We start from the raw sequence: 12,110 nt of genomic DNA on the forward strand, positions 1-12,110 counted from the left end.
CAGAAATACCTTTCCGATCAAGACCCGTCACAGCGCGTATCTCAATCCACGAAGCCAGATCTCACTTGGCGAAAAAGTTTTCCTTGTTTTTTGCTGTGTATTTGCGGCGGACCATTTCGAAGATGTTGTCGGCTTTAACGCCGATGGCTTCGCCGTTAAACATCTTTTGTAGGCCGGCCACTTTGGGTTTTCCTTTTGCGCCAGCTAGACCTAATCCGAATTGTCCAAATGGGTTATCTACACTTGCGGGACCGCGGTTTCGGCTGCCATAGCCTCCGCCACCACCACCGCCGCCGGCCACGAGCGGGCCTGTGCTAAATTTTTTTGCGGCTACTGCGGCGTTGACCTTGGCCATCATTTGATCCACTTCTTCGATTTGAGCTTCATCAATTAATCCGGCTGAAGCCATGGAGGCTCCGCTAGACAGTGCGGCGCCGTCATAGACGCCATTGGGCGTGGTCACTTTGCCGGTTTTTTCATCGAAGGTAACACCTTTTTTTGCAAGGTCAGCTCGCATTCGATCGAGTGAGCCACCTTCGATTTTTTTAATTTCGTCGGCTAGCAATGGGTCGCCCAGGTTTTGCATATAATCTGAAAGGGATCCCACGTTAAAGCTCGAAGCCGCATCGGCGTCTTTTGCACCACCCGCATCGCCAAGAAAGGCCATGGCTGCTGAGATACTAATGGCAGCAAGCACACAGGGGTATGGGGTTTTTGTGCCGCACATGGAGCCCCACATGCTGCCTGCACTGGAGTTCATTGCTGCACCCATTAGAAAGGCCTGTACCGCTGTTTGTGCGGCGGCATTGAGTGCGGCTTTACCGCCGCTACTGCCTGAGGCAAAAACGGTTGTGCCTGAAAAACTCAGTGAAGTTGCCAAAAACAGAGTCAAAATTATTTTTTTCATAAGAGTTGCCCTTTACGTTGAACTTATTCTCTTTTTGTTATTGACCCTTACAATCATAAATTTGATTGCGCGCACACAAGCTCTTATAGCTTTTTGAAACGCTTAACCAAATATTGCCTGTAACCTTACCAATACCGCCACCAGCCATACCGGCAAGCCCTCTGGCGCCTAATCGTGGATCTAATTTTTTACCCTTTTGACCGGGCAGATATTTACTTAAATTAAAGGGGTTGCCTAACATTTTACCCGAACCACCTCGTCCACCGTTTTGGCCAGAACTTGAAACATACCCCGAGCCTCCAGCAAAACTTCCGCCACCACCACTAGAGTAACGAACATTGCCATCCACTTTAGGACTACCAGCACCGCCACCTTGGCCCTCTGTGCCCGCACCACCGCCGGCAGCACCGCCACCACCGGGCAGACCGCCACCAGAAGCTTCACCAGCTACTGCTTTGTTACCCTTAGCTCCGGGCCCGCCACCAGGCACGCCTTGCGTGAACAAATCACTATCAAAACCATTTAAACCATCACCAAGGCCGTCTTTATCTTCAACTCCACTGCGAGCATTCAAAGACCCTTGTGATGGTAATATCCCTGCACAGGCGGGATCTTTGGCCGCATTCGGGCCAGAACAGTTACGACAAAGCGGATTTGATGCCTGAGCAGGATCATTACAATCGGGTTTACCGTAATCAACGGAACCGGTGCTGCCAAGGCCCGCTACGCTGGCACTGGCATCGCTACATTGGTTGGATTGCGCGTAGGCTGTGAGGGCGTGAATGCCGAAGACGGCGGCTTTTTCAATGAAGTTATCAAGCTGTTCACACTTGGCCACGGCTTGCTTGCGAGCCCTCTCTTGCGCTGCCTCATCTCCGTCAAACTGCTGGTCGTTGCATGTCTGTACGCAGTCGTTTCGTAACTTCACACAGTATCCACCAGTGGCCGCATTAACTGCTGCAGTAAAAGCCGAGGCTTGAGACATGCGGTCACACGCATTATTAAGGCCTCCGCTAGCACCATACATCGCGGTACCCACACCTAATAATGAATTTAACTTGCTCGCCGCTGCACTGTCGTCCATGCCAAAGTGCTTACCTAGGCAAAGAGTGGGGTTGGTGCAACAGTCTTTGGCTTCGTTGAAGGCTGTAGCACATTGACCGGCGGTTTCAGATGATCCGTTGCCTTCGCCGTCGTCACCGACCCTATTGGCACCCCTGCCGTTATCAGTAAACTCCAACCCACAGTCTACAGTGCCTTCGCCGCCATTATCGGTCACAAAAATTTGATCTTCTCCCATTTTACTTTTGCAGAATTGCCACTTCCGCATGGAATAGTCCGACAAACAATACTCGCCGACCTTGTCCTTGAATGAATAAGGCGTGTTGCCTGAACACCCACTTCCTTGACCGCTACTAGTAGTACTAGCGTCGCTACCAAAACCTAATGCGTTCTTAATGCTGGTAAATGGATTACTGCCGCCTTGATCGTTACTATCGCTGCCAATACCTAAATGCCAGTAGTCTTCCATGCCGCTATTATAACTACCACCATAAGTCTGCGACTGACTAGTATCACTGGCTGGAGCTCGATCATATTCAGTTTCTGTGTATTGTTGGCTAGTGTTAGAGAAGCCAGAATCGAATCCGTCCCCCGCTAACCCCGGTAATGAAGCAAAAAATACACCCATGCATCCTAACCACGAAAGAATGCCGAACATTGGCCGAAGATGACGCATATAACCCTCCCCATTTCGGAAAATGTGTCACTGCTTCTCTAATTATCGACCAATTGCCAGTATCACTTTAGTACGTAATTGAAAAACTCACTTCGGAAACGGCAACGGTAACAAATCTGATGAGATTTCAGCTGCTTACCCTGCACCAGCGGATAACATTTAGACATATCGGCAACATTATGACAACTATTTGCTTATTGTTACTTTGCCGATGCAAGGTCTTTACCTCGCAGGAAATGGGCATAACTTTCGATTTCACTGGCTCGATCAATCTCATCCTTTAAGGCCACTTCTGAATTGGCTTTTTGCCCATCCAAGGGCACGGCATAGTTCTCGTTGTACCCTGGTTTGTATGGGGCATATCTCATGACTTTTTCTTTATCGTGCTTGCCTTTTGAGCCTGAATACTGAGAATTTTGATCGGCATTATGCAAATACATGAGAAAGCATCCATCATAGCCGGACTGAGGTTTAAAACAACCTACCATAGGCGCACCCGAATCTCCCGCTTTAGCAGGACAGTTGTGTTTTGTGACTCCGTCCCATGTCATACCCTTTTCGGCGGCGAACGGCTGGCAGTTTTTGGCATTTATTTTTATTGATTGATTATCCCGATCAAAAACTGGGAGAGTAAATTCAACCAAACCTTCACGATACAACCTTTTAATTTTCTCTTCTGCCAGAACCCCTTTTCCAACTAATTCATCACCAGTTATCTGTTTACGCCCTTTTACGATGGCAACCGCCCAATCCGACTGCCCGAGTCCAAGTTGTGTCGGACACGTAGTACCTTCAGAAAACGGCTCTAGCACTCCAGCATAATTGCCCTCGAAGTCATAAATCGTCCGCTCATGCCTCGGGTATAAATTGCAGTTTTCATCATAAAGCACGTGGGCATTTGTCACAAAAACCTCAGAATCTCTGGTTTCATACTGTTGCAATTTCGCCGTAGCTAACGTCGCGATCCCATAATTTTTCAACTTCCCGTTATTCAACTTTTTGCCGACCACAAAAACCCGTTGCCGCACCCATTTTAGATCTCTGGGTACATCTTTTAGAACTTCGCTTTCTTTCCCGTAATAATGGCTCTTAATAAACTGCCAATCTTTCATTTCTTCGTGTGGGGGGCGGTTGCCGCAGGCACCGCTTGAGCAAAAGCCGATGGCGGCTTCGGTGTCTTCTCCGCCCATTTTTACGAAATCGCTTTCGTCGTAGGACATGTTGGGGTCCACTACGCAGTCGCCGTATTTTAAGCATTTGTCGCTGAGTCGGGCTTCAGCCGGTAGGCCCATGAGGGCTAAAAGTAGCAGTGTGAGGAGGTTTAGTTTTTGTGATCCGATATTGCGTTTCATGGCTTGAATCCTTGTTGGGTTTTCTGCCGTCTTCTAAACAATTTGTAGTTATATATAGCTAGTTTCGTGCCATAGGCAACAGGGCTGTAACCCCCCGTAATTTCAGCAGAACTGCATATGGCCAAGGGCGCCATGTATATTCGTAAAATTGTCGAAAATATTTGCAGGGAGTGGTTCAAATCGCAACACTCCCGCTAGACTCCCGTCTGGGCGCTGGACTAGGGGCCATCGCCTACGGTTTTTCAGCCTTTCCGGCTGTCTAAATTGTGACACTTTAACCAGCCGAAAATGGCCGGCCGACGGCCAAGCAGACTTAAAGCTTGTCCCAATCTGACATGAACCCCGTTCATTTAATCTTATTAAGCCCCCACCAGAGGCGGATCTACAGTCCGAAATCGCGGACCAATATTCTGGACACGCCTATTTCATTTCGATTAGGTTTTCGTCACTACTCGGAAAGAAATTCAAATATTACTTATACTCACGCGTAATTCGAACTTGTACTGGCCTATTTTCCCTGCCTTCTGGGCACCCAACTTGCAACATGTCGACAACACCTAAGTTAGGAGCGATATCATGAAAAAAATATTACTTTGGATTTTGGCAATTTTTGGCACATTTGGGCTGTCTTCCATAGCTGGCCACAAAACAAAAATCACTCTAATTGAACTTTTGGTTAGTAATAAAATTTATGATCAACCCAACGCCAAACAGTACGCTGACACCCTTACGCCTGCTGAAATTCAAGAAATGGTTGAAGTCATTAAATCAGACAATATAAGGCACTTTGCCGGGCCAGTCGAGTGGACTGTGAAATAGTCAAGTCAAGGCACATGCATCTCAATATAGTGCTGGGCTACAAGTGTAATTTTTTTTGTAGCCATTGCGCTAATAATTCTGGGCTAAAGCCCTCGGCTCCAGACATTTCTGACAAAGAAATTGAAATGCTATCTGCAACAATTAATAAGCATCGGCCCAAACACATCTTGTTTTCTGGAGGAGAACCCTCTCTCTATATTGACAAAATAAATGCAATTTTAGGTAAAATTCATGATCTTCATAACACAAGAGTATCTATTGTGACAAATGGAAGTTGGGCGGCCGATGAAGAGAAAACTAAAGTGTTTTTTGAGTCGTTGCTTAAAGTTTCTGATGTTACCGTTTCCTACGACAAATTTCATCGCACAAAAACCTCAGTGAATAGCTTGGTAAATATTAAAAATTACTGCCTGGGCAAAGCAATCGGCCTCAATGTTTCAATGTCTATTTCAGACATGAAGCAAATAGCTGAAGCAAAACAAATAATGAATGACATTGATCTGCCTATTCAATTTCAAAAAGTAATTAAATCAGGCAGAGCGCTAGACAATAATTTGGCTTTCAAATACTTTTCTTTTGATACCGAGATCCTAAGCAAAAAATGTCCATCTGAGGGGCGAATTTCGTTTCTTCCGGGGAATGGATTTTCTACGTGTTGCTCGTCTTTAGTTTTTAACCACAAGGATAACGATTACACACACAACACTCTCGAGGAGCATCTGAACAGTGAATTTTACAAAGATCAGTCATCTAAAACCTTCGGCGAACTAATACGTAAATTTAATATCGAAAATTACGACAACGTCCCTGGTAACTCTCTGGAGTGTGGCATTTGTGAATATATTTATAAAACTAAATAGATATTTTTATGCGATTCTTTTTATAACTTTACCTGCTGGCGCTAGCTGCAAAAATAAATTGCGAACCTATGACCGCAATGGAGACTACCACATGGAAGCACTTTTAGAATTGAAAACGCTCATTGCAGCCGAAAAACAGAGGGGAAAATCACTTGTACCCGCTACTGACATAAGAACAAAGGACGTAATATACTTAAACCAGAACAACGACAAATTTCAAATCGAAAAAGTTGGCATGGAATTAAAAAAAGCAGACTTGCCGAACTATCCTTTACCGGACGGGCAAGAAATTAAAAAAATAGGCACCGAGGAGGCAAAACAATTAACTCGATACACCCTACGCCAATCTTCGCATAGAAATTCTGAATTCATGAATGAAGAGCAACTCTCTACCTATGAAAAAACATTGTTGGCTGCTGTAGAACAAGGCGATTGCTATAAAATCGAAAAAGGTCGTGTTTTGCTAAGATTTGCAATATTGCGCCCCTTTGTTTTAGAAAACGATCCGCGAACTCTAGTTTCGTGGATTTGGTCCAACCCATCGGAGCCCAACAAACAACTTACTGATACTTTTTTGTCAACAGCTCTGGGGAATCAAGATCGCGAATCGATCGTAGCCTCTGTCCACCTTAGTAATGCGTCGTCAATCGCACTATTCGAAAGATTGGGATTCTCAATAAAATGGCTCTTTTTAAAGTAGTTATCAAAGCTTTAATTCTTTCGGTTTCTGTCGGCTGCGGCGCCAAAAATAGGCCCCTCCAAGAGTGGAATGTTTTGACCCCCGGAGTACCGACTAGAGTGAGCCCAGATTTTAAGCACAGCCTTCTTACCTCCTATATTCTGAAACAAACTCACAAGCCAATTTTTGAGTATAATAGTGAAAAAGGATACGAGTCGCAAATTCTAGACAAATGGTCTAGAGACTTAAACTATAAACACTTTCAATTTTGTATATATGAACCAAAGACACTTGCCGAAGATTCTTATTTTGATGTGAATAAATTAGAACTTTTTCTAAATCATTTTTTCAAGATGGAACATCTAAAACCTTTTATAGAAAGAAATAACAAAAACTGCTTGAAGCTCACTTTTTCCCACTCAATGAGGAATATATTTACCCTACTATCACAAAGAGAGCATATGCCATCATTTCCCGGTGGCCAAAACTGGGAAAACGGCCTGGGACCATTCACTATTCAAAGTATGACAGATGAAATTGTCGTTTTGACAAAAAAGGGGCCAACTAGCTCTGGCATAAAAAGAATTAATTTTGTTAATTCTAATAGCAGAACAGTCGATTCATTTATCGATAGAATTGACGATTTTAACCTCGCGCCCTCTGGCTGGGTGAAGCGATTTGATTTATCGAGGTTTAATAGATTCAATACTCAGCAGCTAAAAATTTCTGCCATAGTGTTAAATATTGATGACAAAGAGGCCCGTCGGATAATCTTTGATTGTTTTCCCATTGAAGAATTTCGCAATGCCATGAATCCTGAGACCAAGGCATTTGTAAACATCAAGTCCATTTTTCCCCTTGGAATACCTGGGGCACAATTGGGCTTGATTGCCCGAAAGTGTTCGAAAACTAAAATCAAACAGAAACCTCTGCGCTTCGTTCTGTGGCACGGCGACCATGAGAGCCGCATTGTAAGTATTGTTAAACATCTAAGTGAAAAGACAGGGATCCGCATTGAGGTGGACTTTTTGCCTTTCAACAAACTCAATGAACTAATATACCAAAACCAAAGTGGTTACGATCTGATACCTATTAAAATTGATACAAAAAGAAAACTTCATTCCCCGTTTTTTGAAGCATTTATTGATCCTCGAAAGCTGATTACAAATCAAAAAGTTCCTGGGGTGCTGTCTACATACGAAAAACTATTAGCGTTGGAACGGTCTGGGCAAAGTTCAACATCATTGGCAAAAATATTAGAACATAAGCTATTAGACGAGAGTTTAATTTTACCTCTTTACCAAGTCACAAAAGAAATTTTTTATCCAAAAAACATTACTGGATTGATGATTGGCGATGATTTTTTAGATTTTCCTGAAATTTCGAGAATCGAGAAAACGAATGATTAAGCACTTTTACAAACCACTTTTTATGTCGGGGTTGATCGCTACTTTGCTAGTAAGTATTTATCACTTAGCCCTTTTCAAAGTCGAGACCTTACACGCAAAAAGCTTATTAAGAAACAATATTCAAAAACTGGCCGCAGATTTTGACGAGGCCTTATTCACACAAAACCTTCAACACCTCAAATCGCTTTTGTTTAAGGTAAATTTAGATAGTTTTGATAAACTAGAAATCACATTGCCTTTTGAGCAAATGGGAACAACTAGTTTTACCATAGGGAGAGAAGTTCCCGACCCCTTCGGACACATTGTGTCCGAACACCGTGTTTTTTTCAATGGTTTAGAATTAGCCACTATACACGCTGCTGTGTCTACACAAAATTTTCACGGACTTTTGTTGAGTAAATACTCGCTGACTTATTTGCTATTATTTATAATTTTCATTTTTTTCTCGTTCTCACTTCAGGCAATGCCTCTTTTTTCACTCATACGTTTCAATGACTGGTTCAACAAAAAACTAGATCACTTCTGCCCGGAATCACCCAAGACAAATCTATTGATCGCGGAAATAAGGGGCCTCGAAAAAAATGGATCAATAGTCAATGACACAAAAATTAAGTTTTTAAAGAAGCTTCTCGAAATCATACGGTTGGAAACCAAGATTGCCGAAAGTAAGACTCAGGCTCAGATTGCTCGAAGACTGGCTCATGATATCCGAAGCCCCCTATCCGCAATCAATGTCGTTGGTCAAAGCTTGCCTGAAAACTTTAAGGGCAGAGAACTTTTAATAGAAGCTTCATCCAGAATTAATGAAATTAGTAACGATATTCTAGACAAGAGCAGAAGCAGCATTGAAACGGCAGCGTCCGTGGTGGCTGACCTCTCTATGATTGTAGCTTCAATACAGAAAATCATAAATGAAAAAACAGCAGCTTACCCCAACCTCAATATTGATTTTTCTGTAGAAAATGTTGCCTCTGGACTTTCTCAAACAAAAAAAATAATTCCAAGTGAATTCGAAAGGGCGTTATCGAATCTTCTTCAAAATTCTATTGAAGCAACGGAAGAGTGTGTTAGTCCCCGCGTGTGGATGTCATTAAAAACACGTGATAACCGTGTCGAATTGAAAATTGAGGATAACGGGCCCGGGATTCCCGATGAAATTCGTTTAACTAATGGATCGAGGCCAGTCACGATGGGAAAATCTAATGGGAACGGGCTTGGTCTAATCAGCGCTTTCGATTTTGCAAAAAAGCACGACGGAAAATTGGAAATACTAAATCCAGCTGTGGGCGCTGGACTTTTGTTGGTTTTTTAGTTCTAAATTTTGAATGTTAATATGGCTTTCAGGCTTTTCCATTGAGATCGTTTTCCAACTTATGACTACCTAGGGTTTGAATCGGTACGTAGCTAGGGGCTTCTCCCCTTTTTTTACGTGGATTTTGCTTTTCACACCATACGTCAAATCTTGGGCCAACCGCCGGCCATAGCGACTGAAGTCGTTTTAGAAATTGATAGATAGGCCGCCGAGTTAAAAAAAGAATCTCAGGTTGCTGAGAAGCCTTTGCCTGTCGATTTGCCGGCGTGAGGAGTTCGACCCGAATTCAATTGGTAAGATCCTCTGTCGCTTCAACGATTATTTCTAGGGCAAGTTTAATGGCCGCTGGACCCAGTAGATTCTGGCAGTTACCAGATTTGAATATTGTACCGACAAAGGCACTTTTAGTTGGCACAAGCCCTTACCTGCTGGCAGCGAAGTCACCGGCAAAGGCGAGGTCGTATATAAGAGTAAAGATTTTATTCGAGCTCGTGCCTGTTTGTTTCGCAAGGATGGAAAAGTTTTCGTAAGCAGTGATGCGGTTTTTTATATTCCAACGCAACAGGAGTTTCAAAAAATGGCTGAGCTTGCCTCTGTACCACAAGATCTTCATCGGCATTTTAAGGGTTAGGTTGCGGCCTGTTTGATTTGCGGTGTGCCGTGCCATTATCTATTCAACTTCTATCGGTGTATTTTGAAGACGTATTATTATAATTCAAAACCAATCCACTTGCGTATATCGAATTGACTCTGGAAGGATCTACGATAGAAAATTTAACTTCACCAATCGATCGCTCTAGTCGCACCTCGTAGGGATCGTCGGCTCTTAGAGAGCGGCGATAGTTGATTGAAAACTCACGGATTGCCTTTGCCGAACTAGACCAGGCCGCACGCTCTAGGCCCTCCGTCACATAAGCTGCATAAAATCCAGAACTTACATGTTTAAACAAATCCAACTCTGAATTTTTAACCTTGCTGGCGTACGAAAATATCTCTGTAGGGGGTTTTGACTGAACTGTTTTTGCCTTCTGGCCTTCAAACTCGGTTGCTGCAATAATGGACGAGAGGTTATTCGCATTAATGTGGCTAGAAAATCCCGACCAATATTTTGGTGGCATTATAACCGGTCGTGAATTTCGGATATCGACCGCGACAAATCGCATACATCCATCAAAGAAGGGCTTATCCTCATCGCCAAAAATTTTAAATTTTGTTAAAAATCGAGTCCCCAGTTTTTCGGTTTCGTTTACGCCAGCGATGTAGGACTCAATAGTTATTTGACTTGTTCGTTTTAAATCTATGGACCCGTTCGTGTTCTCAATTGACAAGTTAGTAACGTAAAATCCGAGGTTGTCTGCAAAAATTTCGTTCAGATTTAACCCTAAATTTTCTATTGCGTACTGAAATCGACCCATCATGAGTGCATTTATGGCAAAAGTTAAAGGCGAGCCTGCAGCTCCATCAACTTCGGCGGTAGCGTGAGTTGTCCTATAGACAATGGGCGCCTCAAGGGGATAAAACGCTGCTGTATCCATTCTATTAGACGAGGTATTCGAGCCTTTGACAGGAAAATTACCTGGTTCAGTGCGGTCACTCATAGTCTTAGCTCCTAGGAAAGTCTGGTTCGAAAATACCGAGTTTTATTCTTCAGTGGCTTATATATGAGCAAAATACATACCAACTATTGTTGGCGATGAATTTTCCACAACTTAGTACCCGCATAAAACTTTGAGATTTCAAAATCAAATGGACTGCGTATTACGATGTGATACTTAGCGAAAACTACGGGCACGATCAGTCCGTTTTGCAATATAGACAGATGTAATTCTTGGAGGGCTTTAATACGCCTCTGTTTATCCCCTGTGGACACATAATTACGTAGCCAGCTTCGGCCTTCGTCTGGTGAACCAAAATAACCTCTTGCAAAATTATAGCTCAATAGCGAATAGCTTTCGAAAAACGAGGAGTCAGCATCGATTAGATAACCATCTGGCTGATCTTCTGGCGGCAAAACCCACGGGGCTTTTTCATACGCCTTTACCTCCACAAATGGCAGACTTGAATACATCGATTTGTACTTCGCTAGCTCAGAAACACCCACTGCGACAACATATGGTTTTTTCGGTGCATTATTCTGATCCGCCAAAACCTCCTGCTTTCGCTTCCTGAGCTTTTTCAACATATCATCCGACAGATGGCCTTCGCCAAGGCTGGGAAACAATTGATCTGTTATTTCTTCTGCTCTTATTGATGTATCAGCTTCTAAAAGGGCCTGACGAATTTTTTCGCCTGCATATAGAAGCTGCTCTGGGGTATGCCTGGCTCGTGCGATCTCAGTGGTTCTCAGCGACAACAGCCTAATACCCAAAGTTTCCCGGGTACGGGCTCCAGGTATTTTTTTTTGTATTTCTGATATCTCGCTCGTGCTGCTGCTATTTATAGTTGTAATAAAATCGACTTCACCGGCGACAAACAAGTCTAGCGCTTTGTTGCGATAAGCCGGCACCAGTTCGATACTTTGGGGTGCTGAGACAGAATAATCGAAGTGATTGGGGTTAATTCTGAGAACCAACTTGCCGTCTGATGAATCTCGCTCAACAAAGTAAATGCCGGACGTATTTCTAAAATCAGCAATTTTGCTGTCACTTAATTGGACAAGCGACTTTTTTGGCAAAATCGAATAATCAGTACTTGCCAGGAGTGGCACGATGAACACTACGTTGCTTGGTTCCAAAGGCCGCATAAATACGTTATCGCCCTTTGACCAAATAAACGTACTTAAGTCGTCATTTCGTGTAATACCCAGCAGCTCCTTAAGGCTTCCGTGAGTCGTCGAGTCTTTTTTGACAATCATCATAAGTGTATTTACGACATCTTCTGCCGAAATTCTCAACCCATCGACTGTGTGCAAATGGTTTCGAATACTTAGAGTAATAACCCCACCGTCAACAAACACGCTTGATGCCAGACTTGGCTGAACGTTTCCTTCTGCGTCGAATTCGATAAGGCGACTATATAGATTTCTAGCCAAGTT

The 12,110-nt window shown here is 43.4% G+C and carries 10 protein-coding genes; 5 read left to right on the forward strand and 5 right to left on the reverse strand.

Going from position 1 to position 12,110, the window contains the following annotated elements; all coding sequences use genetic code 11:
* Positions 1 to 61: 61 nt before the first annotated feature.
* The 3 genes from H6626_10870 to H6626_10880 form a co-directional block, all read right to left on the reverse strand.
* Positions 62 to 907 carry a hypothetical protein gene (locus tag H6626_10870; protein USN46705.1) on the reverse strand — a complete coding sequence of 282 codons (846 nt, stop codon included), beginning with the start codon at positions 905 to 907 and terminating at the stop codon, positions 62 to 64.
* Positions 908 to 944: 37 nt separating this feature from the next.
* A complete protein-coding gene (locus H6626_10875) occupies positions 945 to 2,645 on the reverse strand; it encodes a hypothetical protein (protein USN46706.1) in 1,701 nt (566 codons plus the stop codon).
* Between the two features lie 200 nt (positions 2,646 to 2,845).
* Positions 2,846 to 3,997 carry a hypothetical protein gene (locus tag H6626_10880; GenBank protein ID USN46707.1) on the reverse strand — a complete coding sequence of 384 codons (1,152 nt, stop codon included), beginning with the start codon at positions 3,995 to 3,997 and terminating at the stop codon, positions 2,846 to 2,848.
* Positions 3,998 to 4,573: 576 nt separating this feature from the next.
* Here H6626_10880 and H6626_10885 point away from each other — a divergent pair.
* From H6626_10885 to H6626_10905, 5 genes are all read left to right on the forward strand, one after another.
* Positions 4,574 to 4,816, forward strand: a complete 243-nt coding sequence (locus H6626_10885; protein USN46708.1) for a hypothetical protein — start codon at positions 4,574 to 4,576, stop codon at positions 4,814 to 4,816.
* 14 nt (positions 4,817 to 4,830) lie between these two features.
* Positions 4,831 to 5,676, forward strand: a complete 846-nt coding sequence (locus H6626_10890) for a radical SAM protein (GenBank protein ID USN46709.1) — start codon at positions 4,831 to 4,833, stop codon at positions 5,674 to 5,676.
* Complete coding sequence (locus H6626_10895; protein ID USN46710.1) at positions 5,651 to 6,376, forward strand: hypothetical protein; 726 nt, start codon at positions 5,651 to 5,653, stop codon at positions 6,374 to 6,376. Before H6626_10890 ends, H6626_10895 begins: the two co-directional genes overlap by 26 nt.
* Entirely contained in the window at positions 6,358 to 7,764 is a 1,407-nt protein-coding gene (locus tag H6626_10900; GenBank protein ID USN46711.1) for a hypothetical protein, read from the forward strand. The genes H6626_10895 and H6626_10900 overlap by 19 nt, the downstream gene beginning before the upstream one ends.
* A 187-nt stretch (positions 7,765 to 7,951) precedes the next feature.
* Entirely contained in the window at positions 7,952 to 9,076 is a 1,125-nt protein-coding gene (locus H6626_10905; protein ID USN46712.1) for a HAMP domain-containing histidine kinase, read from the forward strand.
* A gap of 674 nt (positions 9,077 to 9,750) precedes the next feature.
* Here H6626_10905 and H6626_10910 read toward each other — a convergent pair.
* Positions 9,751 to 10,674 carry a hypothetical protein gene (locus tag H6626_10910; GenBank protein USN46713.1) on the reverse strand — a complete coding sequence of 308 codons (924 nt, stop codon included), beginning with the start codon at positions 10,672 to 10,674 and terminating at the stop codon, positions 9,751 to 9,753.
* Between the two features lie 83 nt (positions 10,675 to 10,757).
* The gene (locus tag H6626_10915) at positions 10,758 to 12,107 is read right to left on the reverse strand and encodes a hypothetical protein (GenBank protein ID USN46714.1); all 1,350 of its coding nucleotides are present in this window, start codon (positions 12,105 to 12,107) and stop codon (positions 10,758 to 10,760) included.
* Positions 12,108 to 12,110 lie beyond the last annotated feature (3 nt).

Source organism: Pseudobdellovibrionaceae bacterium, assembly GCA_023898385.1.
GTDB lineage: Bacteria > Bdellovibrionota > Bdellovibrionia > Bdellovibrionales > UBA1609.